Genomic DNA, 25,252 nt, shown 5'->3' with positions numbered 1-25,252 from the left:
CGCTCCCGCAACTCAGCAAGATCATCGCGCCTAACGCCCACGGTCCTCGCAACTCCCACAGATCGCGGGTGTTGCGAAGACCGTTAGAACCCAAGGGCGGGCCGGGGCCTTCGTCGTGCCGGGGTGCCGGTCGTGCCGGGGCGGGGCGGGGCGGAACAGGGGGCCGGGTTCGGGATAGGACGGCGGCCGACGGGGTAGGCCCCGGGAACGAAAGAGGCCGAGACCCGTGGCGCCCTCCAGGAAAGGGCGCCACGGTTCCCGGCGCTTGGGCGGGCGCCCCCACCCAGGGCCGCCCGGCCTCGCACCTCCGACCCCCATCGGGGGTGCGACAGTGCCGCCACAGCCATCCCCCACGGTTGGGTGCGGCGGGCACGTTCACCATGGTGCGCGATCTCCATGGACGGCCAGTGACAGGAGTATGTCCAGTTCGTGGCGGATGGCCGTGCCCGGTTCGGTGCGGGTTCCGGTCGGTTCGTCCACCGGCCGGACCGGTGGTCCGTCCAGCCGTTCGTTCCCGGATGTGTTCCTGACAAAACTTGGGGGGCGGGCCGGGCGGGGGCCGACGCCCCGGGCCCCGGTACGGCCCCGGCGCGGTCCTGGCGTGGCCCCCGGTCCGGCTCGGGTCCGGCCCCGCCGGAGCCGTGGACCGCGTGCGTGTCCGTGCCGCGGCGTAGGCTGGAGACCCCCGGCCGCTCGGCGTGCCGGGCCGTTCGCGTTGCCCCGGCGGGCCTTCGCCGCCCCGGGACAGCACCAGCCACGGGACGAAGAAGAGACCCCAGATGAGTCTGACCGGACTGCTCGATGTCGTCGCGCGGGACGCGGCGCTCGCCGAGGCCATCGAGGCGGCCACCGCCACCGGAGCCGCGGCCGGCGGACGCCGCCACCTGGACCTGGTCGGGCCGCCCGCCGCCCGGCCGTTCGCCATCGCCGCGCTGGCCCGCGCGCTCGCCGGGCAGGCCGCCGGGGAACGGGGCCGTCCGGTGCTCGCCGTCACCGCGACCGGCCGGGAGGCCGAGGACCTCGCGGCCTCGCTGCGCTCGCTGCTGCCCGCCGACGCCGTCGCCGAGTTCCCGGCCTGGGAGACCCTGCCGCACGAACGGCTGTCGCCCCGCTCGGACACCGTCGGGCGCCGGCTGGCCGTGCTGCGCCGGATCGTGCACCCGAGGGCGGACGACCCGGCGGCCGGGCCGGTCCAGGTGATCGTCGCCCCGGTCCGCTCGGTGCTCCAGCCGCAGGTCAAGGGGCTGGCCGAGCTGGAGCCGGTGGCCGTCCGGCGCGGTGAGTCGTACGACCTGGAGGAGGTGGCCCGCCGGCTCTCCGCCGCCGCCTACGCGCGCGTCGAACTGGTCGAGAAGCGCGGCGAGTTCGCCGTCCGCGGCGGCATCCTGGACGTCTTCCCGCCGACCGAGGAGCACCCGCTGCGGGTGGAGTTCTGGGGCGACGAGGTCGAGGAGGTCCGGTACTTCAAGGTCGCCGACCAGCGCTCGCTGGAGATCGCCGAGCACGGCCTGTGGGCGCCGCCCTGCCGGGAGCTGCTGCTCACCGACGAGGTGCGGGCCCGGGCCGCCGAGCTGGCCGCCGAGCACCCCGGGCTGGCCGAGATCCTCGACCGGATCGCCGAGGGGATCGCGGTCGAGGGCATGGAGTCGCTGGCGCCGGTGCTGGTGGACGACATGGAGCTGCTGCTGGACGTGCTGCCGCTCGGCTCCGTCACGGTGGTCTGCGACCCGGAGCGGGTCCGCACCCGGGCCGCCGACCTGGTCGCGACCAGCCAGGAGTTCCTGCACGCGTCCTGGGTCGCGGCCGCGGCGGGCGGGGACCGGCCGATCGACCTGGAGGCCATCGACGTCTCCGCCGCCTCGCTGCGCTCGCTCGCCGAGGTGCGCGAGCACGCCGCCGAGATCGGGCTGCCCTGGTGGTCGGTCAGCCCGTTCGCGACCAGCGAGTCGACCGTCGACGGCATCCTGGAGTTCGACGCCAACACGCTGACCCTCGGCATGCACGCCGTCGAGGCCTACCGGGGCGACACCGCTCGGGCGATCGCCGACGCCAAGGAGCGGCTGGCCGCCGACTGGCGGGTCGTCATGGTGACCGAGGGCCACGGCCCGGCCTCCCGGCTCGCCGAGGTGCTGGGCAACGAGGGCATCCCGGCCCGCCTCGTCGCCGACCTCGCCGAGGCGCCCACCCGGGACGTCGTCCACGTCTCCTGCGGCTCGATCGAGCACGGCTTCGTCGACGAGGACCTGAAGCTCACGGTCATCACCGAGACCGACCTGTCCGGCCAGAAGTCCTCCACCAAGGACATGCGCCGGATGCCCTCGCGCCGCCGCAACGCGATCGACCCGCTGGCGCTGGTGGCCGGCGACTACGTCGTCCACGAGGCGCACGGCGTCGGCAAGTACGTCGAGATGGTGCAGCGCACCGTCCAGGGCGCCACCCGCGAGTACCTGGTGCTGGAGTACGCCCCGGCCAAGCGCGGCCACCCCGGCGACCGGCTGTTCGTGCCGACCGACCAGCTCGACCAGGTCACCAAGTACGTCGGCGGCGAGGCCCCGACGCTGCACCGGCTCGGCGGCGCGGACTGGGCGAAGACCAAGCAGCGGGCCAAGAAGGCGGTCAAGGAGATCGCCGCCGACCTGATCAAGCTGTACTCGGCCCGGATGGCCGCCCCCGGCCACACCTTCGGCCCGGACACCCCGTGGCAGCGCGAGCTGGAGGACGCCTTCCCGTACGCGGAGACGCCCGACCAGCTGACCACCATCGCCGAGGTCAAGTCCGACATGGAGAAGTCCGTCCCGATGGACCGGCTGATCTGCGGCGACGTCGGCTACGGCAAGACCGAGATCGCGGTGCGGGCCGCGTTCAAGGCCGTGCAGGACGGCAAGCAGGTGGCGGTGCTGGTGCCGACCACGCTGCTGGTGCAGCAGCACTTCTCGACCTTCGCCGAGCGCTACGCCAACTTCCCGGTGACGGTGAAGGCGCTGTCCCGCTTCCAGACCGACAGCGAGGCCAAGGCCGTCCTGGAGGGGCTGTTCGAGGGCTCGGTGGACGTCGTCATCGGCACCCACCGGCTGTTCTCCTCCGAGACCAGGTTCAAGGACCTCGGCCTGGTCATCGTCGACGAGGAGCAGCGCTTCGGCGTCGAGCACAAGGAGCAGCTGAAGAAGCTGCGCGCCAACGTGGACGTGCTCACCATGTCCGCGACCCCGATCCCGCGCACCCTGGAGATGGCGGTCACCGGCATCCGCGAGATGTCCACCATCACCACCCCGCCGGAGGAGCGGCACCCGGTGCTGACCTTCGTCGGGCCGTACGACGAGAAGCAGATCTCGGCCGCGATCCGGCGTGAACTCCTGCGCGAGGGCCAGGTGTTCTACATCCACAACCGGGTGGAGTCGATCGACAAGGCGGCCGCCCGGCTGAAGGACCTGGTGCCCGAGGCGCGGATCGCCACCGCGCACGGGCAGATGGGGGAGACCCAGCTGGAGAAGGTCGTCGTCGACTTCTGGGAGAAGGAGTTCGACGTCCTGGTGTCGACCACGATCGTGGAGTCCGGCATCGACATCTCCAACGCCAACACCCTGATCGTGGAGCGCGGCGACACCTTCGGCCTCTCCCAGCTGCACCAGCTGCGCGGCCGGGTCGGCCGAGGCCGCGAGCGCGGCTACGCGTACATGCTGTACCCGCCGGAGAAGCCGCTCACCGAGACCGCGCACGAGCGGCTGGCCACCATCGCCCAGCACACCGAGATGGGCGCGGGCATGTACGTCGCGATGAAGGACCTGGAGATCCGCGGCGCGGGCAACCTGCTCGGCGGCGAGCAGTCCGGGCACATCGCGGGCGTCGGCTTCGACCTCTACATGCGGATGGTCGGCGAGGCGGTGGCGGAGTTCCGCGAGTCGCTGGCCGGCGGCGGGGAGGCGGAGGAGGAGCCGCTGGAGGTGAAGATCGAGCTGCCGGTCGACGCCCACGTGCCGCACGACTACGCGCCCGGCGAGCGGCTGCGGCTGCAGGCGTACCGCTCGATCGCCGCGGTCAACTCGGAGGAGGACATCCAGCAGGTCCGGGACGAGCTGGTGGACCGCTACGGCAAGCTGCCCGAGCCGGTGGAGAACCTGCTGCTGGTCGCGGCGCTGCGGCTGTACGCCCGCCGGTGCGGGATCTCGGACATCACCCTCCAGGGCTCCAACGTGCGCTTCGGGCCGGTGGAGCTGCGGGAGTCCCAGCAGCTGCGGCTGAACCGGCTCTACCCGCGCAGCCAGGTGAAGGCGGCGGCCCAGCAGCTGCTGGTGCCGCGCCCGAGCACCGGGCGGATCGGCGGCAAGCCGCTGGTCGGGCGGGAGCTGCTGGGCTGGTGCAGCGAGTTCCTGTCGGCGATGTTCGACGACCTGGCGGGGGCGAAGAAGTAGCGTCCGCCCCTCGGGTGGTCCACGGCGGTCTCGGGCTCTGCCCGGGGCCGCCGTTCCGTTTCTGTCCGCCTGCCTGTCCGTCCGCCTGAGCGGGGCGGGGCTGCGGCTGTGAACAGGGCTGTCAGCCGATCTTCCACTGGCCGGTCTGCGGGGCGAAGCCGCTGTCCAGGCCGAACTGGGCCTTGTCGAGCTTGACGTCCTTCGGGACCTCGAAGGTGACGAAGCCGAGGGCGCTCTCGCCGGGGGCGATGGTGGCCGGGACCTGGAAGCTCGGGCCGGCCTTGGTGTCGGCGACCGTGGTGCCGAAGGCCTGGCCCTGGGCGTCCAGCACCTTGGCGCCGTTGCCCGGGGCGTCGCTGTAGGCCTTCTTGCCGCTGGCCTTGATCCGGAACTGGACCGCGACGAAGCGCTTGCCGTCGGCCGGGTGGATGTACTCGTTGTCGGCCTCGGCGTTGTCGACCACCTTCACCAGCGTCACCTCGGCGGTGTCGGCCGGGTCGTTGCCCTTGAGCGGGATGGTGTCGCCGACCTGCGCCACCTTGGGGGCGTCGGCCGGCTTGCCGCCGCCGGCGGGCGCGCTCGCGGCGGCGCTCTGCTTGGGCTCGGTGGCGACGGACGGGCCGCCGGTGGAGTTGCACGCCGTCGCGGTGAGCGTGATCAGGGCGGCGCCCAGCAGCAGGGAGGCGGTGCGGCGGCGGGGGGTCGCGGACATGGGTGTTCTCCCGGTGATCGGTGGTCTTCCTGGCGCCGCCCCCGTTCGGTGGCGACGGAGAGATCACACCACTCGGGCGTGAACCATGTCAATGCGATTTCACAAAAGAGCTCTGTTCACATGTGAACTGGGATCGAGGGGCGCGTCGCTATGCTGTGCGGTCACAGCCCCGAGCCGCCCACCCCCGGCCCGGCGCCCAGCCCCCGCCCGCCGTGCGGTCGCAGCCCCCACCGAAGGAGCCCCCGTGCCGGACCGTCCCGAAGTGACCGCCGCCGAGATCGCCCGGCTGGCCGGCGTCGGCCGGGCCGCGGTCAGCAACTGGCGCCGCCGCCACCCCGACTTCCCGCGCCCGGTCGGCGGCACCGACGCCAGCCCGGCCTTCGCGCTCGCCGAGGTCGAGTCCTGGCTGCGTGCCCAGGGCAAGATCGCCGAACTCCCGCTGCTGGAGCGGGTCTGGCAGCTCGTCGACACCCTCCGCGACCCGGCCGGCCACCCCGCCGCCCCGCTGGTCGAGGCGGGCGCCCTGCTCCTGCTGCTGCACCGCGAGCCCGGACAGTGGGCCGAACTCGCCGACCGGCCCGACACCCGGCTCGCCCTCGCACTGCCCCGGGCCGTCGCCGGCACCGCCGTGCACGCCTTCGGCCCGGACGGCGCCCGCACCCTCGGCCTCCCCGGCCTGCTCGGCAGCACCCAGCTGGACCTCGCCCGGCTGCTCGCCGAACTCGCCGCCCAGGCCGGCCCGGTCGGCGCGTACGAGCAGCTGCTCACCCGGTACGCCGAGGCCAACACCCGCCAGCTCAGCCCCACCCCGCCGGAGGCCGCCGAGCTGCTCGCCGCCGTCGCCGGCGTCCCCGCCACCGTGCTCGACCCGGCCGTCGGCCTCGGCTCCGTCCTGCTCGCCCACCCGCCGACCACCGGCCGCTACGGCCAGGACGCCGACCCGGTCGCCGCCGCCCTCGCCCGGCTCCGGATCGCCCTGCACACCCCCGCCGACGAGCCCGGCCCGCTGCCGCTCGACCTGCGGGCCGGCGACGCCCTGCGCGCCGACGGCTTCCCCGGCGACACCTTCGAGGCGGTGCTCTGCCAGCCCCCGTACAACGAGCGCGACTGGGGCCACGACGAGCTGCAGTACGACACCCGCTGGCCCGGCGGGCTCGTCCCGCCGCGCGGCGAGTCCGAACTCGCCTGGGTGCTGCACTGCCTCGCCCACACCCGCCCCGGCGGCCTCGCCGCGCTGCTGCTCCCGCCGACCGTCGCCGCCCGCCGGGCCGGCCGCCGCATCCGGGCCGAACTGCTCCGCTCCGGCGCGCTGCGGGCCGTCATCGCGCTGCCGGCCGGCGCCGCCCCGCCGTACGGCGTCCCGCTGCACCTGTGGGTGCTGCGCGCGCCCCTGCCGGGAAGCGACTTCCGCCAGGTGCTGATGCTGGACGCCGGGGCGTCGGCCTCCGGCCCGGCACCCACCGGACCGGGCGGGGCCGCCGGGGCGCAGGCCGCCGAGGGGGGCCGGGACAAGGTCGACTGGACCGGGCTGCGCCGCACCGTCCTGGACGCCTGGCGCGGCTTCGACCTCGCCGCGCGCGAGGGCCTGCCCGTCCCCGCCGACCGCCCCGGCGTCCACCGGGTGATGGCCGCCATCGACCTGCTCGACGACGAGACCGACCTCTCCCCGGCCCGGCACGTCCCGCCCGCCGCCCCGCTCGGCGGCGCGGCCGAACTCTCCCACCTCGGCGGCCGGCTCGCCGAACTGCTGGCCGACCTGCCCGACCCGGTCACGCTGCTGCCGCGGCCGGGCGCCGCGACCGACAGTGCCTCCGGTGCCGCGCCCGTCGGGGTGGTCACCATCGGCGAGCTGGTCCGCGGCGGCGCGCTGGAGGTGTACTCCTCCGGCACCGGTGCCGCCACCCGGCCGGCCGGTTCGGGCGGCACCCCCGTCGTCACCGACCAGGACCTCGCCACCGGAGCCGCCCCCAGCGCCGTCCTCGCCACCGGCCCCGGCCCGGCCGGGGACGTCCGCACCCGCCCCGGCGACGTCCTGGTCCCCGCCCTCGGCGGCGGCACCGCCCGGGTCGTCCCCGCCGAGGGCCCGCTGGTCGGCGCCGCCCTCGGCCGCCAACTCCACCTCCTGCGGCCCGACCCCGCCGCCCTCGACCCCGAGTTCCTGGCCGGCCAGTTCCGCTCCACCGCCGGCACCCGACGCGCCGCCAGCCACGCCACCACCACCGCCCGCCTCGACATCCGCCGCGTCGAACTGCCCCGCCTCCCCCTCCCCGCCCAGCACCGCCTCGGCACCGCCTTCGCCCGCCTCGCCGCCTTCGACGCCGCCCTCACCCAGGCCGCCGCCCTCGGCCGCGGCCTCGCCCGGGCCGCCACCGACGCCCTGGCGACCGGCGCCCTGGCGCCGCCGGAGTAGGGCACACCTCCCAGCGGTGCACGCACCCCGAGGCGGCGTGCGGCTCCGACGTGGACGACCGGTCCCGCCCCGGGGCCCGTCCTCGGGTCGGCGTCGCGCCCCGCTCCGGTGGGCGGCGGTGTCCCCAGGTGGGGCGGGGTCCGTTCCGGAGGTGACCACGGCTCAGTACCGGCGCGGTACCGGCGTGATACCGATGCGGCAGCAGGCGGACGGAAGCCCTCCGGGGCGACCGGGCCTGGCGGTACGGTGGGCGCAGCCGTTCGCACCGTCCGTCGGTGCCGGTCCTCACCAGCTCAGGAGCGCGCATGTCAGGGCAGTACCCCGGGCAGTTCGGACCGCCGCCCGGCGGAGCGCCGTACGGGCCGGGGCCGGGGCCGGGGTACGCGCCGGGCACGGTGCCGGGCGGGCGGCCGGGCGGGCTGCCCCGGCCGGTGGCGGTGGCCGGACAGGCTCCGGTACCCGGGCGGTTCGGGGTGGTCGCGCGGGTGCTCTGCGCGCTGGCCCCGCTGCTCACCTTCGGTCTGCTCGGGGCCGTCCCCTCGCTGCTGCTGGCGGTCCGGCGCCGACGAGCGTACGACATCCTCGGCGCGGCGGTGTTCTGCGCGCTGCTGCTCACCATGATCGTCTCCGCCGGGATCGCGGGCACCCTGAAGAATCCGGCCGCCGACACCACCGGCTCGATCACCCTGGCCGTGCTCTGGCTCCTGCCGACGGCGCACTTCCTGGTGATGGACAGCCGCGCGGTCTGGCTGGCCGGGCGGCCGGCGCCGCAGGCCGTACCGTCGGGCGTGCCGCAGGCCGTTTCGCCGTACGCGGTGCCCGACGTCTCGCCGTACGCGGCGACCGTACCGGGGTACGGCGTGCCCGCTCCCGCCGCCCAGGGCCCGGTGACCCCGGCCCCCGAGACCGCCCACGACCTGCGCGAGCTGGGCGAGTTGCTGCGCCGCCAGGCCCGCGAGGACCGGCCGTGACCGCCACCCGGCTGATCGCCGGCCGCTACCGGCTCACCGAGAAGATCGGCCACGGCGGCATGGGCCAGGTCTGGGCCGGCCAGGACGAACGGCTGTACCGTCCGGTCGCGGTCAAGCTGCTCCGCCCCGAGCACCTGGTCCCCGGCGGGACCGGCTCCGGCGGCGAACGGGCCCGCCACGGTGACGAGTTGCGCCGCCGCTTCCTGCGTGAGTGCCGGGTCACGGCCGCGCTCGACCACCCCGGGCTGGTCACCGTCTTCGACGCGGGCGAGGACGAGGGCGAGCTCTACCTCGTCATGCAGCGCATCCCCGGCGTCAACCTGGCCGACCTCATCGCCGAGGACGCGCCCTTCCCGATCGAGCGCGCGGCGGCCGTCGCCGCGCAGCTGTGCACCGCGCTGGCCGCCGTCCACGCCATCCCGGTGGTCCACCGCGACCTCAAGCCGAGCAACGTCATGGTCCGCGAGGACGGCCGCACCGTCCTGCTCGACCTCGGTATCGCCACCGCCCTCGACACCGAGACCACCCGGCTCACCCTCACCGGCGTGCCCGTCGGCAGCCCCTCCTACATGGCGCCCGAACAGGCCCTCGCCGCCACCACCGACCCGCGCAGCGACCTCTACGCGCTCGGCTGCCTGCTGCACGAGATGCTGGCCGGGGAGGAGCCGTTCCGGGCCCCCACCGCGCTCGGCGTCCTGCGCCGGCACGTCGACGAACCGCCCGTCCCGCTGCGGGAGTTGCGCCCCGAGGTGCCGCAGCCGCTGGAACAGCTGGTGCTCGACCTGCTCGCCAAGCAGCCCGCCGACCGCCCGGCCGACGCCCGGACCGTGTACGCGCGGCTGCTCCCGCTGCTGCCCCCGGCCGACGGCGCCCCGCAGCCCCGCTACACCCCGCTGCCGGACCCGGCCCGGCCCTTCCGCTACCCGCACCAGCCGCAGGCCGATGCGGCCGCCCCGGTTGCCCCGGCCGCCCCGCCGTCGGTGGTCCGCTCCGAGCCGCGACCCTTCCTCATCCCGCCCGCGCCTTCGACCCCTCCGACGCCTGCCCCCGTTCCCGCGGGCCCGGACCTCGGCGCCGAGTGCGCCCGGCTCTCCGACCTGGTCGACGCCGGCCGCCACACCGAGGTACTCGGCCTCGCCGCCCGTCTGCTGCCCCGGGCCGAGGCCGAACTCGGCGACGCCGCACCCCTGGTGCGCACCATCCGCAGCATCTACGCCCGCACCCTCCTGCACGAGGGCCACCCCCAGCAGGCCCTCCCCGAGTACCGCCGCCTCGCCGCCACCGCCGACGGCGGCCCGCACGGACCCCAGGGCCTCGACCACCGCTACCGCGCCGCCATCTGCCTCGACCGGCTCGGCCACGGCCCCGAAGCCCTCGCCGAGTACCAGGCCCTCCTCACCGCCCACACCACCCGCCTCGAATCCGGCCTCGACACCGACCCCGAGCGCGGCTACGACCTCCGCGAACGCATCGGCCTCCACCTCGCCGCCACCGGAGACCCCCAGAACGCCTGGCAGTGGCTCCTCCCCCTCCTCCTCGAACGCGAACGCCGCGACGGCCCCCACCACCCCACCGTCCGCCGCCTCCGCCAATCCCTCTCCACCCTCACCCCCACCGCCACCCCCTGGCCCCCGCCCCGCCCCTGAGGCGGCGGCTCGTCGGGCGGGCCGTGTGGGAGGAGACCGCTTCGCCCTCACCCCCACCGCCACCTCCTGGCTCCCATCCCGCCGAGGCGGTGGCTCGTCGGGCGGGCCGTGGGGTGGGGACCGCTTCACCCTCACTTTCACCGCCGCTTCCTGGACCGCGCCCCGTCTCTGAGGGGGCGCGGCGTCGGGTGGGCTGTGGGGAGGGGACTGCTTCGTCCTCACTCTCACCGCCACTCCCCGGCCCCCACCCCGCCGCTGAGCGAGCGGGGCATCGGGCAGGCAAGGGGAGGAGACCGCGCCACCCTCACCCCGACCGCCACCCCTGGCTCCCGCCCCGCCACTGAGGGAGCGGCTCGTCAGGTGGGCCGTGGAGAGGCGACCGTTCCACCCTCACCCTCACCGCCGCCCCCTGGCTCCCATCCCGCCGCTGAGAGGGCGGGGTGTCGGGCGGGCTGTGGGGAGGGGACCGCTTCACCCGTACTCTCACCGCCGCCCCTGGCACCCGCCGCTGAGCGAGCGGGGCATCGGGCAGGCAAGGGGAGGGGACCGCCGTGGTCGGTGCCGGACGACCTGTGGGGCAGGACCGAGCCGCCGCTGCCGGTGCGGCAGCGGCGGCTCCATGGATCCGGCCGCCCGCCGTTGGACGACCGGAGCCGTCTGCCGCAGGAGTGCGGCTTCGGGACTGGCACGCACTGGGACGGGGGAGCGGCCGCCTCAGCTGCCGTCGACCGGGCAGCACCGTGCCGTGACGTGGACCGGTCGCGGGCGGCGATCGACGGCTCGCATCTGACGGCCCGCAACGGGAGCGGGTCCGGTCGGCCGTGCCGCGCCGTGCCGTGCGGGGCTCGGAGCGGCATGCGGCGGCTGGTGGTCAGGAGCGTCATGCCGACCGGCGGCTCGCATCGTTGGGTTCGTCGCGATGGCCCGCACGGGGGTCGGGTCCGGTCGGCTGCACCGGTTCGAATCCGGAGCGCCGTGTGACGGTTGGCGGCCGGGGCGTGCCGTCGGCTGTCATGCCGGGAGGTGGCTCCGCGCTGTTGGGGCCGTCACGGTGACTGCAAGGCGGCTGAGTCCGTCGGCTGCGCCGGGCCGGGTTCGAGGCGCCGTGTGACGGCAGGTGGCTGGCGCATGCTGTCGGCTGTCACGCCAGCCGGCGGCAAGCGCCACGACAGCACCTGGCGCCTGCCCCTCCTGGGCGCCGTCCTCCGTCGCCGGTTGCGGCTCGGGCTCACCGGCCGCCGGATGACCGCGTGGGCGTGGCGTTCCCCCGTGCGGGCGCCGACCGGTGCGGGGCGGCTGGGAGTGGGAAGTCGGCCGGATCGACTTCCAGCGCTCCTCGTCCCCCGTGGCCGCTTGCGGCTCTGGCCCACCACACGGTGGACGACCGCGTGGGCGTGGCGTTCCCCCGTGCGGGCGCCGACCGGTGCGGGGCGGCTGGGAGTGGGAAGTCGGCCGGGTCGACTTCCTGTGCTTGTGCGGGCGTGGTGGGGGACGGCAGGGCTGGGGCGTCGGGTAGCGGCGGCTGAGGCTGGCTTTCCGCGCTGCCTGGGATGCCGTCTCCAGTAGCTGGTTGCGGCTCGGGCTCACCGGCCGCCGGACGACCGTGTGGGTGTGGTGTTTCCCTGGGCGGGCGCCTCCCGGCGCGGGGTGGGGGTGCGGGAGTAGGAAGTCGGCCGGGTCGACTTCCTGTGCTCGTGTGGGCGTGGTGGGAGGTGGCGGGGCTGGGGCGTGGGAAGTCAGTAGGGCGGCGGCTTCCCGCGCTGCCCTGGACGGCCCTGGACGGCGTCCGTCGTGGCTGGTTGCAGCTCGGGCTTACCGGCCGCCGGACGACCGTGTGGGTGTGGTGTTTCCCTGGGCGGAGCCTCCCGGCGCGGGGCGGGGGTGCGGGAGTGGGAAGTCGGCCGGGTCGACTTCCTGTGCTCATGTGGGCGGGGTGGGGGTCTCGGGTTGGCGGTCCAGCTGGGGCTGAGGAACCGGGGCCGGTGTGCGGGAGTGGGAAGTCGGCCGGGTCGACTTCCTGTGCTCGCGTGGGTGTGTGGGGGGCCTCGGGGATGGTGGTCTGGCCGGTTTGGGGAAGTGGGAAGTCGGCCGGGTCGACTTTCTGTGCTCGTGCGGGCGGGGTGGGGACAGCGGGGTGGTGGCTTCCCGGCCCGGCCCGGGGTGGGGGTGCGGGGGTAGGTTCGGGGGGTGACGACGAATGCTGTGCCGACGGAGACTCCGGGCGCGAAGTTGATCCTGCTGACCACCACCCACCGGGTGGCTCCCGGCCTGCTGGCGTGGCCGGCGTGGGAGGCGTTGCGGTCGGCGGGGCGGGTGCTGGTGGGGGACGAGGGGCATCCGCAGGTGGCGGCGGTGCGGCAGGCCGGGGTGGTCGTGGAGGCGGTGCCGGCCGGGTCGGCGCCCGCGTTGGCGCGGCTGCTGACGGGGCAGCCCGCGGGGGCCGGGCCGACGGTGTGGCTGGGCAGCCCGGACGGGGACCCGGGGCTGACCGACGCGCTGGCGCGGCTGGCGGTGGAGCACGCCGGCGAGGTGCCGGAGATCGAGGTGCTGCCCGGCTCGTACGACCTGCCGGGGTCGCGGCTGCTGGACCTGGTGACGGTGATGGACCGGCTGCGCTCCCCGGGCGGTTGCCCCTGGGACGCCGAGCAGACGCACGAGAGCCTGGTGAAGTACCTGGTCGAGGAGGCGTACGAGCTGGTCGAGGCGATCGAGGCGGGGGACCGGGAGACGCTGCGCGAGGAGCTGGGCGACGTCCTGTTCCAGGTGTTCTTCCACTCCCGGATCGCCGAGGACCACCCGACGGAGCCGTTCACCGTCGACGACGTGGCCGGGGACATCGTCGAGAAGCTGATGTACCGGCACCCGCACGTGTTCGGGAACGTCGAGGTCGAGGGCGCCACGGAGGCGGAGGCGAACTGGGAGCAGCTGAAGGCGGCCGAGAAGGCGGACCGCGAGTCGGTGCTGGACGGCGTGCCGGCCGGGCTGCCCTCGCTGGCGTACGCGGCGAAGCTGGTGTCGCGGGTGCGCCGGGCGGGTTTCACGGGGGTGCCGGACGAGGCGTACGGGCTGCCGGCCGAGCTGACGGCCGATTCGGCGGGCCGGCTGCTGCTCGCGGTGGTGCAGCGGGCGCACGACGCGGGGGTGGACGTGGACGCCGCGCTGCGGTCGGCCGCGCGCGGTTACCGGGACGCGGTGCGCGCGGCCGAGGGCCTCGGTCCGGTCGGGGAGTAGGCGCTCAGGCCGCCGTGGCGGTGCGCTCGGGGCGCCGCTGCGGCGGGACGAGTTCGCCGATGGCCTCGCCGACGAGGAGGACGAGTTCGGCGAGCCGCTCCAGGTCGAGGTGGTCGGGCAGGTCCGCCAGCGAGATGATCCGCTCGCCGTCGGGGCCGGCCACGGCGAACAGGTCGATCGGCCCGAGGTGCTTCTCGGCGGTGTCCACGAGGGCGGCGACGTCGCTGGGGCGGCGGATGTCGCCGCAGACGCCGACGACGGGGCAGCCCGGCCGGTCGAGTTCGGCGGCGAGGTCCTCGGCGATGCCGGCGTACTGGTCGGCGATGAGCATTCCGGCGGTGCCGGCGGCGGCGAACCGGCGGGCGAGGCCCGCGCCCGACCCGCCGTCGAGGACCGCGATGACGACGACTGACCCGCTGACCCGCATGGTCTGCTCCTCCCTGTGGGCGACACCGCACCGGCGCCCACGCGTACTGCGGAGGATCGTAGGCACGTCCTGACCCTCCGCAACAGGGATTACCCCTCAGGTGACCAGGCTCACGCCCGCCCCGCGGCCAAGAGTCGGCCAAGAGCTGTCCACGGACCGGCCACGGGACGTCAACGGAGTGTTGGCGCGCCCGACGCGTCCGGTTGCGGAAGCGCGGCGGAGGAGCGGCGGGGAAGCGGCGCCCCGCCGGAGGGAGGGCGCGCCCGTCGCACCGGATACGGTCGGTCCATGCCAGCTCAGCCCGTCCCCGCCCGGCCCGCCGCCCCGTCGTCCGACGCCCCCGCCCCGCAGCTGTTCACCTGGGAGTTCGCCGCCGACCCGTACCCCGCCTACGCCTGGTTGCGCGAGCACTCCCCGGTGCACCGCACCACCCTGCCGAGCGGGGTGGAGGCCTGGCTGGTGACCAGGTACGCGGACGCCCGGCAGGCGCTCGCGGACAGCCGGCTGTCGAAGAACCCGGCGCACCACAGCGGGCAGGCGCACCGCACCGGCCGGGTGGGCATCCCGGGGGAGCGGCAGGCGGACCTGATGACCCACCTGCTGAACATCGACCCGCCGGACCACACCCGGTTGCGCCGGCTGGTGTCGAAGGCGTTCACCCCGCGCCGGGTGGCCGAGTTCGAGCCGCGGGTGCAGCAGCTCACCGACCGGCTGATCGACGGCTTCGCGCAGCGCGGTTCGGCGGACCTGATCCACGAGTTCGCGTTCCCGCTCCCCATCTACGCGATCTGCGACATGCTCGGGGTGCCGGCCGAGGACCAGGACGACTTCCGCGACTGGGCCGGGATGATGATCCGCCACGGCGGGGGCCAACGCGGCGGCGTGGGGCGGGCGGTGAAGCGGATGCGGGCGTACCTGCTGGAGCTGATCCACCGCAAGCGGGCGGACCTCGGGGACGACCTGATCTCGGGCCTGATCCGGGCCGGCGACCACGGTGAGCACCTGACCGAGAACGAGGCCGCGGCGATGGCCTTCATCCTCCTGTTCGCGGGTTTCGAGACCACCGTGAACCTGATCGGCAACGGCACCTACGCGCTGCTGCGCAATCCGGAGCAGCGCCGGCTGCTGCAGGAGTCGGTGGTGCGCGGGGAGAGCGCGCTGCTGGAGACCGGGATCGAGGAACTCCTGCGCTACGACGGGCCGGTGGAGCTGGCGACCTGGCGGTTCGCGACCCGTCCGCTGACCATCGGCGGGGTGGACATCCCGGTCGGCGACCCGGTGCTGGTGGTGCTGGCCGCGGCGGACCGCGACCCGGCCCGGTTCGCGGCGGAGAACACCCTGGACCTGGCCCGGAAGGACAACCCCCACCTGGGCTTCGGGCACGGCATCCACTACTGCATCGGCGCTCCGCTGGCGCGGCTCGAAGGGCGTGCCGCGCTGGCCACGCTGCTTTCCCGGCTGCCCGATCTGCGGCTCGCGGAAAGCCCGGAGAATCTGCGCTGGCGGGGTGGTCTGATCATGCGTGGCCTGCGCGAACTCCCGGTGGAATTCAGCCCGGAGAGCCGTTCCCCGCACGCCCCTCCGCACCCCGTTCCGGATGCCTCTTCGACGCCTCCGACCTGCTGAGATCACGCTGACGGGACGTCGCCGATCGCCCGCCGACGGGGGTGTGAACACCCATCAATCCGGACATAACGCCGCTGTTGGTAGGCGATCGGACACGGGCCGTAATTGTTGTGTGATATCGGTGATATGAGCTTGTGATTGGTCTGATGATCTGTCTACTCTCCCTGGAGTTCGCAGCTGCGGACCTCGTACGCGGAACGCCGAATCCTGCCCGCCGCGTCACGGGAAACCGACCAGAACCCTGGGCAGGGGCGGGGGAACCAGGTTTGTTGCCGTCTCCCCACGGCTTGGGGTGAAGCCGCCCGAGCGGAAATCGTTTCCGCGTACGGCGGCCGGGCCACCTCCCGGTCCGAACCCGACAGCTCACCTCGCAGGCGTACGGAGAGGGACCTCTTCATGCTGTTCGTTGGAACTGGCCGTCACCGTCGTCGCACCCAGGCCGAGAAGGCCATCGCCGTCGCCGGTGTGGCCGGCGTCGGACTCGCGATGCCGCTCCTCACCGCCACCGGCGCCTCCGCCGCCCCGGCCTCCACCTGGGACTCCGTCGCCCAGTGCGAGAGCGGCGGCAACTGGAGCATCAACACCGGCAACGGCTTCTACGGCGGCCTCCAGTTCACGTCCAGCACCTGGAAGGCGTACGGCGGCACCGCCTACGCGGCGCAGGCCAACCAGGCCAGCAAGGCCCAGCAGATCTCGGTCGCCGAGAAGGTGCTGGCCTCGCAGGGTCCGGGCGCCTGGCCGGTCTGCTCCCAGAAGGCCGGTCTGACCAAGGGCGGTGCCCCGGCCTCGGTCGACACCTCCTCGGACGCCAAGCCGCAGTCCGCCCCCAAGCAGCAGGCCCCGAAGCCCGCCGCCAAGCCGGCCGAGAAGCCGGTCGCGCAGAAGCCCGCCGCCCAGAAGCCGGCCCAGAAGCCCGCCGCGCAGCCGGTCCAGCAGGTCGCCCCGCAGCAGCAGGCGCAGCCGCAGACCCCGGGCTTCTCCGGCAAGGCCGGCTGGGACGCCGACGCCAAGGTGTACTGGTACCAGAACAACGGCGGCTGGTACTGGACCAGCCACCAGAGCGTCTACCAGCAGTACGCCGGCCAGGCCGCCGCCCAGCCGCAGTACGCCCCGCGCGCCGCGCAGCAGGCCCCGCAGGCCGCCGGCCACGACTACACCGTCCGTGCCGGTGACACCCTGTCGACCATCGCCGCCGCCCAGGGCGTGTCCGGCGGCTGGAGCGCGCTGTACGAGCAGAACCACTCCACCGTCGGCGGCGACCCGAACCTGATCATGCCCGGCCAGGTGCTGCACCTCGGCTGAGCCGCCCCACCCGACGCCGGCAGCGCCCCGCGGCCGGTGGTGCCCCGAAGCGGGGAGCACCCGCCGCCGGGGGCGCCCGCCGCCGCGCCGGAGCGCTCGGCGCCGACGCCGCTCCACCCCGCCGTCCGAAGGGGGCCGGTCCTACCGGTCCCCTTCGTCCGCATTCGCCCGCTCCGGTGGGACAAGCTGGGACAAGCAGGTGAACTACCGGTGGGTAGCAGGGCCACACGGTGAGACGGGACCGAGGCCGACGCGGCCACGGCAGCCCGGGCGGTTAGGCTCTGGTCGTAACGACTCCGCAATCGTCCTGCTGGCAGCACCACCGTCAGACCGGACCCTGCTCTCGCAAGGAGATGCCTCGTGCCGTCCATCGATGTCGTCGTAGCCCGTGAGATCCTCGACTCCCGCGGCAACCCCACGGTCGAGGTCGAGGTCGGCCTCGACGACGGCAGCACGGGTCGTGCCGCTGTCCCGTCGGGTGCCTCCACCGGTGCCTTCGAGGCGCTGGAGCTGCGCGACGGCGACAAGAACCGCTACTTCGGCAAGGGCGTCGAGAAGGCCGTCCTGGCCGTCATCGAGCAGATCGGCCCGGAGCTGGTCGGCTACGACGCCACCGAGCAGCGCCTGATCGACCAGGCCATGCTGGACCTGGACGCCACCCCGGACAAGTCCTCGCTCGGCGCCAACGCCATCCTGGGCGTCTCGCTGGCCGTCGCGCACGCCGCCTCCGAGGCCAGCGACCTGCCGCTGTTCCGCTACCTGGGCGGCCCGAACGCGCACGTCCTGCCGGTCCCGATGATGAACATCCTCAATGGTGGGTCGCACGCGGACTCCAACGTCGACATCCAGGAGTTCATGATCGCCCCGATCGGTGCGGAGTCCTTCTCCGAGGCCGTCCGCTGGGGCGTCGAGGTCTACCACACGCTCAAGGGCGTGCTGAAGGAGCGCGGCCTGTCCACCGGTCTGGGCGACGAGGGCGGCTTCGCCCCGAACCTGGACTCCAACCGCGAGGCCCTGGACCTCATCGTCGAGGCCATCGAGAAGGCCGGCTACGTGCCCGGCCGTGACGTCGCGCTGGCCCTGGACGTCGCCTCCTCCGAGTTCTACGAGGACGGCGCCTACCGGTTCGAGGGCAAGGACCTCACCGCCGCCGAGCTCATCGAGTACTACGCCGAGCTGGTCGCCGCCTACCCGCTGGTCTCCATCGAGGACCCGCTGGACGAGTCGGACTGGGCCGGCTGGAAGGCCATGACCGACAAGCTGGGCGACAAGGTCCAGCTGGTCGGCGACGACCTGTTCGTCACCAACCCGGCCCGTCTGGCCCGCGGCATCGAGACCGGCACCGCCAACGCGCTGCTGGTGAAGGTGAACCAGATCGGTTCGCTGACCGAGACCCTGGACGCCGTCGAGCTGGCCCAGCGCAACGGCTACCGCTGCATGATGTCGCACCGCTCCGGCGAGACCGAGGACGTCACCATCGCCGACCTGGCCGTCGCCACCAACTGCGGCCAGATCAAGACCGGTGCCCCGGCCCGCTCCGAGCGCGTCGCCAAGTACAACCAGCTGCTGCGCATCGAGGAGATCCTCGACGACGCCGCCGAGTACGCCGGCCGCGGCGCCTTCCCGCGCTTCCGCCACGAGGGCTGAGCGCTCCCGGTAGCGCACGCCTGACCGGTGCCCCGCCGTTCACCCCGTAGGGTGGACGGCGGGGCACCGTCGCGACCAGGAGGGGATACGGGAGATGGCTGGCTGGAGGATCCCGGGCTTGGCGGCCCGGCCCCGGTTCACGAGCCGGGCGACCGTCCTCGTCCTGGTGCTCTGCTCGCTGGTGGCGATCCTCGCCTACCCGACGCGGCAGTTCATCTCCCAGCGCGCCGAGATCTCCGCCCAGCGGGCGAAGGCCGACCACGCGCGCCAGCAGGTCGAGCAGCTGCGCCGGGAGAAGGCCCGCTGGCAGGACCCGGAGTACGTCAAGGCGCAGGCCCGCGCCCGGCTGCACTACGCGGTGCCGGGGGAGACCCCGTACATCGCGGTGGACCCGGCCGGCCAGGGCTCCGCCAGGACCTCCTCGTCCGCGGGCGGGGCCGCCTCCGGGCCGAACGCGGCGCCCGGCGGCGCCGCCGGCCAGGCGAAGGCCGCCAAGCCCTGGTACGCCAGCATCTGGGACTCGGTGGACGCCGCCGACACCGCCGCGGCGGCCCCCGCCACCCCCCTTCCCCTCCCACCGTCCCCCGTTGGAGACACCTCCCCCCATGACCACTGAGAACCACCCCACCGTCTCCGACGCCGACGTCGCGGCCATCGCCGCCCAGCTCGGCCGGGTGCCGCGCGGCCTGCGCGGCGTGGCGCACCGCTGCCCCTGCGGCAACCCGGACGTCGTGGAGACGGCTCCCCGGCTGCCGGACGGCACGCCGTTCCCCACGCTCTACTACCTGACCTGCCCCAAGGCCGCCTCGCTGATCGGCACCCTGGAGGCGGAGGGCGTGATGAAGGACCAGAGCGCCCGGCTCGCCGAGGACCCGGAGCTGGCCGCCGCCTACCAGAAGGCGCACGAGGACTACATCGCCCGGCGCGACGCGATCGAGGTGCTGGAGGGCTTCCCGAGCGCCGGCGGCATGCCGGACCGGGTGAAGTGCCTGCACGTGCTGGTCGGCCACTCGCTGGCGGCCGGCGAGGGCGTCAACCCGCTCGGCGACGAGGCGATCGGCATGCTGGAGGACTGGTGGGCCAAGGGCCCGTGCGTCTCCCCGGCCGAGGTCGAGGCGGCCGGTGAGCGGGTCGCCCGCAACCGCGCCAAGGAGCAGGACCACGAGGCCGTGATCGCCGCCAAGCAGCAGAAGGCCGCCGAGCGCGCCGCGAAGAAGCGGGCCGCCGAGGACGCCGCGGCGGAGCGGGAGTCCGAGTGAGCGCGACCCGGGTGGCCGCGATCGACTGCGGCACCAACTCGATCCGCCTGCTGGTCGCCGACCTCGACCCGGAGACCGGGGAGATCACCGACCTGGACCGCCGGATGATCGTCAACCGGCTGGGCCAGGGCGTGGACCGGACCGGCCGGCTGCACCCGGACGCGCTGGCCCGCACCTTCGCGGCCTGCCGGGAGTACCAGGAGGTCATCTCCGGCTTCGGGGTCGGCCCCGAGCGGGTCTGCTTCGTCGCCACCAGCGCCTCCCGGGACGCCGAGAACAGCGACGAGTACGTCAAGGGCGTGCGCGACATCCTGGGCGTCGAGCCCGAGGTGGTGAGCGGCGAGGAGGAGGCGCGGCTGTCCTTCGTGGGCGCCACCAAGGAGCTGACCGGCGGTCAGTTCCCCGGCCCGTACCTGGTGTTCGACCTCGGCGGCGGCTCCACCGAGTTCGTGCTCGGCACGGACGACGTGCAGGCGGCGCGCTCGGTGGACATCGGCTGCGTGCGGCTCACCGAGCGGTACTTCGGCGACGCCGAGCTGCCCTCCGAGGCGCAGGTCGAGGCCGCCCGGGCGCACGTGCGGGCCGAGCTGGACCGGGCCGAGGAGGTCGTCCCGCTGACCGGCGCGGCCACCCTGGTGGGCCTGGCCGGGACGGTCACCACGGTGTCCGCGATCGCCCAGGGCCTGCCCGGCTACGACTCGGCGGCGATCCACCACTCGCGGATCAGCCGGGAGCGGGTCGCCGGGATCGCCCGGGAGCTGCTGGCCGCCACCCACGCCGAGCGCGCGGCCATCCCGTCGATGCACCCGGGCCGGGTGGACGTGATCGCGGCCGGGGCGCTGGAACTGCTGGAGATCATGGAGCGCACCGGCGCCGCCGAGGTGGTCGTGAGCGAGCACGACATCCTGGACGGAATCGCCTTCGGTATCGCCTCCTGACCCCGTGCGGGGCTTACCCGACCGGCCCCGGCACCCCTTTCGGGGGGCCGGGGCCGGGGCGCGCCCGAGCGCGGGTGGGAAAGTTCGTGAATTTCTTCACATGGGGATCCGGCCATTCGCCGCACCGGCCCGCCCACTACGTCCGAAATGTGGGACCGAAGGCCCGTCGGCCGGGTGGCCCATGGGATCGCAGGTCAGGCCTCGTTTGAGGTTTGAAAATCGAAATCACGTGCGGGAACCCGGGCGTTGTGCGGATCGTTGCTGCTCAGGCCGGTGGTGCTCCGCCGTGCGTTCGCGCGGGGCCGCCCAGGGGTGGGGGTCACCGCGCCGGGCCCGGTTTTGCGGCCGCGCAGTGTAGCACGGGGGGTCCGTCAACTTGTGACCGGGCTCACGAAGGCTGCTCCGGACGGTGCTGGATACTTTCGGATATGAGCACCACGGAGCGTCCTCGCATCCTCATTGTCGGCGGTGGTTACGTCGGCCTGTATGCCGCGATGCGCATCCTCAAGAAGATGCGTTACGGCGAAGCGACCGTCACGGTCGTCGACCCGCGGTCGTACATGACGTACCTGCCCTTCCTCCCCGAGGCGGCCGGCGGCAGTGTCGCGCCTCGCAACCTCATCGCGCCGCTGCGCAGCACCCTGAAGAAGGCGGAGGTGCTGACCGGGTCCGTCACCGGCATCGACCACGCCCGCAAGGTTGCCACCATCCAGCCCGCGGCCGGTGACAGCTACGAGCTGCCCTTCGAGTACCTGGTCGTCGCGACCGGCTCGGTCTCCCGCACCTTCCCGATCCCGGGTCTGGCGGAGAACGGCCTCGGCATGAAGACGGTCGAGGAGGCCATCGGCCTCCGCAACCACGTCATGGCCCAGCTCGACAAGGCCGAGTCCACCACGGACGAGGACATCCGCCGCAAGGCGCTGACCTTCGTGGTGATCGGTGGCGGCTTCGCCGGCATCGAGACCGTCGCCGAGGTCGAGGACATGGCCCGCGACGCGGCCAAGCTGTACAAGACCGTCAGCCGCGAGGACATGCGCTTCGTGGTGGTCGAGGCGGCCAACCGCATCCTCCCCGAGATGGGCCCGGACCTCGGTCTGTGGACCAAGGAGAAGCTCGAGGAGCGCAACATCGAGGTCTACATCGAGACCTCGATGGACTCCTGCGTCGACGGCCACGTCATGCTGAAGAACGGCATGGAGATGGACGCCTCCACCATCGTGTGGACGGCCGGCGTGAAGCCGAACCCGGTGCTGGCCAACTTCGGCCTGCCGCTGGGCCCGCGCGGCCACGTCGACACCGCGCCGACCCTCCAGGTCCAGGGCTTCGACTACGTCTGGTCCGCCGGCGACAACGCCCAGGTGCCGGACCTCGCCGCGGGCGAGGGCGCCTGGTGCCCGCCGAACGCCCAGCACGCCAGCCGTCAGGCCGTCGTCCTCGGCGACAACGTGATCTCCGGCATGCGCGGCTTCCCGCAGAAGGAGTACAAGCACAAGAACCTGGGTGCGGTCGCCGGTCTCGGCCTGCACAAGGGCGTGGCGATCCTCTTCGGCAAGTACAAGCTGAAGGGCCGTCCGGCCTGGTGGTTCCACCGCCTGTACCACGGTGCGATGGTGCCGACCTTCAACCGCAAGGTCCGCGTCTTCACCGACTGGACCCTCGCGATGTTCCTCAAGCGCGAGATGGTCGGCCTCGCCCAGATGGAGAAGCCGCAGCTTCCCATCCAGGAGGTCACTCCGCCCACCAAGCCCGTCGAGGCCGCCAAGCCGGCCGCCGACAAGGAACTCGCCAGCAAGTAAGCGACTGAGACCCCGGTGTGGGAGCACCGGGGTATGAGTCGGAGGCTCTCCGCCCGGCAGCGTTGCCGGACCACGACCTCCGTGGTGCTCAGCCGGCCGTGCGACCGGGCGGAGTACAGAAGTAGAAGGTCCCCTGCCGAACCCTCCGGCAGGGGACCTCTCTCGTTGCGGGACCGGTCAGTCGGTCTTGATGCTCTCAAGGATGTCCAGCTTGGACGCCCGGCGGGCCGGCCAGATCGCGGCCACCAGGCCGACCACCCCGGCCAGCGCCAGGAACAGCGCCAGCTGGCCGAACGGCAGGACCGTGGTCAGGCCGGAGAGGCTGGACTTCAGGGTGCCGTTGATCGCCCAGGCGATGAAGCAGCCGAGCAGCAGGCCGATGCCGGCGCCGAACAGCGAGATCACCACGGACTCCAGACGGACCATCCGCTTGATGCCGCCGCGGTCCAGGCCGATCGCCCGCAGCATCCCGATCTCGCGCTTGCGCTCGAAGACCGACATCGCCAGCGTGTTGACCACGCCCAGGATCGCGATCAGGACCGCCATCCCCAGCAGTCCGTACATCAGGTTCAGCGCGAAGGTGATGGTCTGGCTGAACTCGTCCCGGACGTCCTGCTTGGACTTCACCTCGATCACCGGGTTGGCGCCGGTGGCGTCCTTGAGGGCCTGCTTGAGGCCGTCGGTGGCGCCGTCCTTGCCCTTGACCAGGACGTCGGAGATGTACGGCTTCGGCTCGTGCTTGGCGATCTCGCTGTTGGCCAGCATGACCGGGCCGAGCATGCCGCCGGTCTTGTACACGCCGCCGACGGTGACCTTGCCGGTGGACTCGTCCGGGTAGGCCACGGTCAGCACCGAGCCGGTGGTGGCGTTCAGCTTCTTGGCGGCGTCCTCGTCGAGCAGCAGCTGGCCCTGGCCGAAGCCGGCGGTGGAGCCGCTGGTCAGCTCGACGTCGGCGAGCTGGTCCAGGACGGCGGCGTCCAGGCCGTTGACCGTCCTGCTGGTGCCGTCGAGCTCCCAGTACGCGGTCGTCATCGCCGAGGAGGCGGCCACCCCGGGGGCCTTGGCGATCTGGGCGGGCACCTGCGCGGACAGGCTCATGCCGTTGGCGGCCCCGACGATGAAGTCGGCCTTCATCGAGCCGGTGACGGCCCGGTCGATGGTGTCGTTGACCGAGGCGCCGATCACGGTGAGCCCGGTGACCAGGGTCAGACCGATGGTCAGCGCGGCGGCGGTGGCCGCGGTCCGGCGCGGGTTGCGCACCGCGTTCCGCTGGGCGAGCCTGCCCGGGGTGCCGCCGAGCCGCAGCAGCGGGCCGACCAGCGCGACCACCGGACGGGAGAGCAGCGGCAGCAGGACGAACACGCCGATCAGGGCCAGGAAGGCGCCCAGGCCGACCGGCAGCCGGCCGCTGTCGTTGCCGGTGGAGGCGCCGTAGCCGATCAGGGCGAGGCCGCCGCCGGCGAGCACCGAGCCGATCGTGTTGCGGACCACCAGGCTCTTCTGGGAGACCGGCTGGTCGCCGCTGCTCATCGCGGCCACCGGGGCGATCCGGGAGGCGCGCATGGCGGGCAGCAGGGCCGACGTGACCGTCACCAGGACGCCGACCACGACCGTCACCACGACGGTGAGCGGCTTGATCACCAGCGAGCCGTTCGGCATGTTCTCGTTCATCGCGCCGATCAGCGACTGCATCCCGGCGCCGATCCCGATGCCGGCGGCCAGACCGGCCACCGCGGAGACGGTGCCGATCAGCAGCGCCTCGATCAGCACGGACCGGGTGACCTGCTTGCGGCTGGCACCGATGGCCCGCATCAGGGCCAGCTCCTTGGTGCGCTGGGCGACCAGCATGGTGAAGGTGTTGGCGATGATGAAGATGCCGACGAAGAGCGAGATGAAGGCGAAGACCAGGAGCATCGTGCGCATGCTGCTGGTGCCCTTGGTGATCATCTCCTGCTCGTCGGCCTTGAGCTTGGCGCCGGTCTCGATGTCGAACTGGTGGCCGGAGGGCACCACGGGCTGGGCCTGGGCGAGCAGCGCGTCCTGGCTGGTGCCGGGCTTGGCGGTGAGCACGACGCTGCTGTAGCGGCCGGGCTCCAGCAGGGTCTGCTGGGCGGTGGCCCGGTCGAACAGGGTGAGCGAGCCGCCGGTGTTCACCACCGGGTCGTCGGTGGTGAAGATCCCGGTGAGCTTCGCCTCGATCACCGGTCCGTTGGCGGCGACCCGGACGGTGTCGCCGACCTTGTAGCCCGCCTTGTCGGCGGTCTTGCGGTCGAGCGCGACCTCCTTGGCGGCCTTCGGGCCCTGGCCCTCGGCCATCGGGTAGCGCGGGTCCTTGCCGTCCTGGCCCGGCGCGAAGTTGGCGCCCTTGGCGGCCCAGACCTGGCCGATCAGGTTGCCCTTCTTGTCGGCCACGCCGGTGAAGCCGCTGACCACGCCGCGGGCGCCGGCGGTGCCCGGCAGGGCGGCCAGCTGCTGGACGGTGGCGTCGGTGAGGGTGGCGGAGCCGCCCTCGCTCTTCTGCCGGGCGGAGGCGTTGGAGCCGGCCGCGCGGTCCACCACCTGGACCGAGACGTCCGAGTAGCTCTTGGAGTTGCTGTCCCGCATGGCCTTGCCGAAGGTGTCGGAGAAGACCATGGTGCCGGCCACGAAGGCGGTGCCGAGCATGACGGCCAGGGCCGTCATCAGCAGCCGGCCCTTGTGGGCCAGCACGTTGCGCAGTGCGGTGCGATACATGGGGTGTCCTGGGAAGGTCGGTGAGCGGGCTGCGACTGCTGCGCCGGACTAGCTGGTGCGGCCCTTGGCGTCGAAGCGGCGCATGCGGTCCAGGACGGTGTCGGCGGTGGGCTGGTGGAGTTCGTCGACGATGCGGCCGTCGGCG

At 73.6% G+C, this 25,252-nt stretch carries 15 protein-coding genes, 1 pseudogene and 1 riboswitch; of the genes and pseudogenes, 12 read left to right on the top strand and 4 right to left on the bottom strand.

Features of this window, described 5'->3' with window-relative positions; all coding sequences use genetic code 11:
- Positions 1 to 779 precede the first annotated feature (779 nt).
- A complete protein-coding gene (gene mfd / locus ACWDCZ_RS30445) occupies positions 780 to 4,409 on the top strand; it encodes a transcription-repair coupling factor (protein WP_074001293.1) in 3,630 nt (1,209 codons plus the stop codon).
- 121 nt (positions 4,410 to 4,530) lie between these two features.
- Here mfd and ACWDCZ_RS30440 read toward each other — a convergent pair whose 3' ends face one another.
- Complete coding sequence (locus ACWDCZ_RS30440; protein WP_449817501.1) at positions 4,531 to 5,121, bottom strand: DUF4352 domain-containing protein; 591 nt, start codon at positions 5,119 to 5,121, stop codon at positions 4,531 to 4,533.
- A gap of 244 nt (positions 5,122 to 5,365) precedes the next feature.
- Between ACWDCZ_RS30440 and ACWDCZ_RS30435 the strand changes: the two genes are divergently transcribed.
- The 4 genes from ACWDCZ_RS30435 to ACWDCZ_RS30420 all read left to right on the top strand — a co-directional run bounded on the left by ACWDCZ_RS30435 (position 5,366) and on the right by ACWDCZ_RS30420 (position 13,379).
- The gene (locus ACWDCZ_RS30435; protein ID WP_449817500.1) at positions 5,366 to 7,531 is read left to right on the top strand and encodes an N-6 DNA methylase; all 2,166 of its coding nucleotides are present in this window, start codon (positions 5,366 to 5,368) and stop codon (positions 7,529 to 7,531) included.
- A 305-nt stretch (positions 7,532 to 7,836) separates the two neighbouring features.
- Positions 7,837 to 8,502 carry a hypothetical protein gene (locus tag ACWDCZ_RS30430; protein ID WP_449817499.1) on the top strand — a complete coding sequence of 222 codons (666 nt, stop codon included), beginning with the start codon at positions 7,837 to 7,839 and terminating at the stop codon, positions 8,500 to 8,502.
- On the top strand, positions 8,499 to 10,148 hold the full coding sequence (locus ACWDCZ_RS30425) for a protein kinase domain-containing protein (RefSeq protein WP_449817498.1): 1,650 nt from the start codon (positions 8,499 to 8,501) through the stop codon (positions 10,146 to 10,148). Before ACWDCZ_RS30430 ends, ACWDCZ_RS30425 begins: the two co-directional genes overlap by 4 nt.
- A gap of 2,187 nt (positions 10,149 to 12,335) precedes the next feature.
- A complete protein-coding gene (locus tag ACWDCZ_RS30420) occupies positions 12,336 to 13,379 on the top strand; it encodes a MazG family protein (RefSeq protein WP_241852759.1) in 1,044 nt (347 codons plus the stop codon).
- A gap of 4 nt (positions 13,380 to 13,383) precedes the next feature.
- On the opposite strand, the gene ACWDCZ_RS30415 is transcribed toward ACWDCZ_RS30420, so the two are convergent.
- The gene (locus ACWDCZ_RS30415; RefSeq protein WP_049651970.1) at positions 13,384 to 13,806 is read right to left on the bottom strand and encodes an SDR family NAD(P)-dependent oxidoreductase; all 423 of its coding nucleotides are present in this window, start codon (positions 13,804 to 13,806) and stop codon (positions 13,384 to 13,386) included.
- A gap of 288 nt (positions 13,807 to 14,094) precedes the next feature.
- Here ACWDCZ_RS30415 and ACWDCZ_RS30410 point away from each other — a divergent pair, with 288 nt between their 5' ends.
- The 7 genes from ACWDCZ_RS30410 to ACWDCZ_RS30380 all read left to right on the top strand — a co-directional run bounded on the left by ACWDCZ_RS30410 (position 14,095) and on the right by ACWDCZ_RS30380 (position 22,374).
- Positions 14,095 to 15,432 (top strand): cytochrome P450 family protein, encoded by a 1,338-nt coding sequence (locus tag ACWDCZ_RS30410; RefSeq protein WP_074001296.1) that lies wholly within the window; start codon positions 14,095 to 14,097, stop codon positions 15,430 to 15,432.
- Between the two features lie 221 nt (positions 15,433 to 15,653).
- Positions 15,654 to 15,823, top strand: a riboswitch (cyclic di-AMP (ydaO/yuaA leader).
- A 5-nt stretch (positions 15,824 to 15,828) separates the two neighbouring features.
- Positions 15,829 to 16,734 carry a LysM peptidoglycan-binding domain-containing protein gene (locus ACWDCZ_RS30405; protein WP_074001297.1) on the top strand — a complete coding sequence of 302 codons (906 nt, stop codon included), beginning with the start codon at positions 15,829 to 15,831 and terminating at the stop codon, positions 16,732 to 16,734.
- Positions 16,735 to 17,094: 360 nt separating this feature from the next.
- Positions 17,095 to 18,381, top strand: a complete 1,287-nt coding sequence (gene eno, locus ACWDCZ_RS30400) for a phosphopyruvate hydratase (protein ID WP_049651968.1) — start codon at positions 17,095 to 17,097, stop codon at positions 18,379 to 18,381.
- A gap of 94 nt (positions 18,382 to 18,475) precedes the next feature.
- On the top strand, positions 18,476 to 18,997 hold the full coding sequence (locus ACWDCZ_RS30395) for an FtsB family cell division protein (protein ID WP_449817497.1): 522 nt from the start codon (positions 18,476 to 18,478) through the stop codon (positions 18,995 to 18,997).
- Positions 18,969 to 19,640 carry a DUF501 domain-containing protein gene (locus ACWDCZ_RS30390; protein ID WP_079271855.1) on the top strand — a complete coding sequence of 224 codons (672 nt, stop codon included), beginning with the start codon at positions 18,969 to 18,971 and terminating at the stop codon, positions 19,638 to 19,640. Before ACWDCZ_RS30395 ends, ACWDCZ_RS30390 begins: the two co-directional genes overlap by 29 nt.
- Positions 19,637 to 20,578, top strand: coding sequence for a Ppx/GppA phosphatase family protein (locus ACWDCZ_RS30385; RefSeq protein ID WP_449817496.1), 942 nt, complete (start codon positions 19,637 to 19,639; stop codon positions 20,576 to 20,578). Before ACWDCZ_RS30390 ends, ACWDCZ_RS30385 begins: the two co-directional genes overlap by 4 nt.
- 428 nt (positions 20,579 to 21,006) lie before the next feature.
- Positions 21,007 to 22,374: an NAD(P)/FAD-dependent oxidoreductase gene (locus ACWDCZ_RS30380; RefSeq protein ID WP_049651966.1), complete on the top strand. Its 1,368-nt coding sequence runs from the start codon at positions 21,007 to 21,009 to the stop codon at positions 22,372 to 22,374.
- Between the two features lie 177 nt (positions 22,375 to 22,551).
- On the opposite strand, the gene ACWDCZ_RS30375 is transcribed toward ACWDCZ_RS30380, so the two are convergent.
- On the bottom strand, positions 22,552 to 25,107 hold the full coding sequence (locus ACWDCZ_RS30375) for an ABC transporter permease (RefSeq protein ID WP_449817495.1): 2,556 nt from the start codon (positions 25,105 to 25,107) through the stop codon (positions 22,552 to 22,554).
- A gap of 48 nt (positions 25,108 to 25,155) precedes the next feature.
- Positions 25,156 to 25,252, bottom strand: a pseudogene (locus ACWDCZ_RS30370) (ABC transporter ATP-binding protein); the annotation flags it as partial.

The organism is Kitasatospora sp. NPDC001225, from assembly GCF_053597855.1.
The sequence above is the reverse complement of the archived record's forward strand: the minus strand, read 5'-3'. Positions and strand labels throughout refer to the sequence as shown.

Excerpts from the sequence above, each read along its gene's own strand:
- mfd (WP_074001293.1), top strand. The coding sequence starts at position 780 with ATGAGTCTGACCGGACTGCTCGATGTCGTCGCGCGGGACGCGGCGCTC.
- ACWDCZ_RS30440 (WP_449817501.1), bottom strand. The coding sequence starts at position 5,121 with ATGTCCGCGACCCCCCGCCGCCGCACCGCCTCCCTGCTGCTGGGCGCC.
- ACWDCZ_RS30430 (WP_449817499.1), top strand. The coding sequence starts at position 7,837 with ATGTCAGGGCAGTACCCCGGGCAGTTCGGACCGCCGCCCGGCGGAGCG.
- ACWDCZ_RS30415 (WP_049651970.1), bottom strand. The coding sequence starts at position 13,806 with ATGCGGGTCAGCGGGTCAGTCGTCGTCATCGCGGTCCTCGACGGCGGG.
- ACWDCZ_RS30410 (WP_074001296.1), top strand. The coding sequence starts at position 14,095 with ATGCCAGCTCAGCCCGTCCCCGCCCGGCCCGCCGCCCCGTCGTCCGAC.
- ACWDCZ_RS30405 (WP_074001297.1), top strand. The coding sequence starts at position 15,829 with ATGCTGTTCGTTGGAACTGGCCGTCACCGTCGTCGCACCCAGGCCGAG.
- ACWDCZ_RS30395 (WP_449817497.1), top strand. The coding sequence starts at position 18,476 with ATGGCTGGCTGGAGGATCCCGGGCTTGGCGGCCCGGCCCCGGTTCACG.
- ACWDCZ_RS30380 (WP_049651966.1), top strand. The coding sequence starts at position 21,007 with ATGAGCACCACGGAGCGTCCTCGCATCCTCATTGTCGGCGGTGGTTAC.
- ACWDCZ_RS30375 (WP_449817495.1), bottom strand. The coding sequence starts at position 25,107 with ATGTATCGCACCGCACTGCGCAACGTGCTGGCCCACAAGGGCCGGCTG.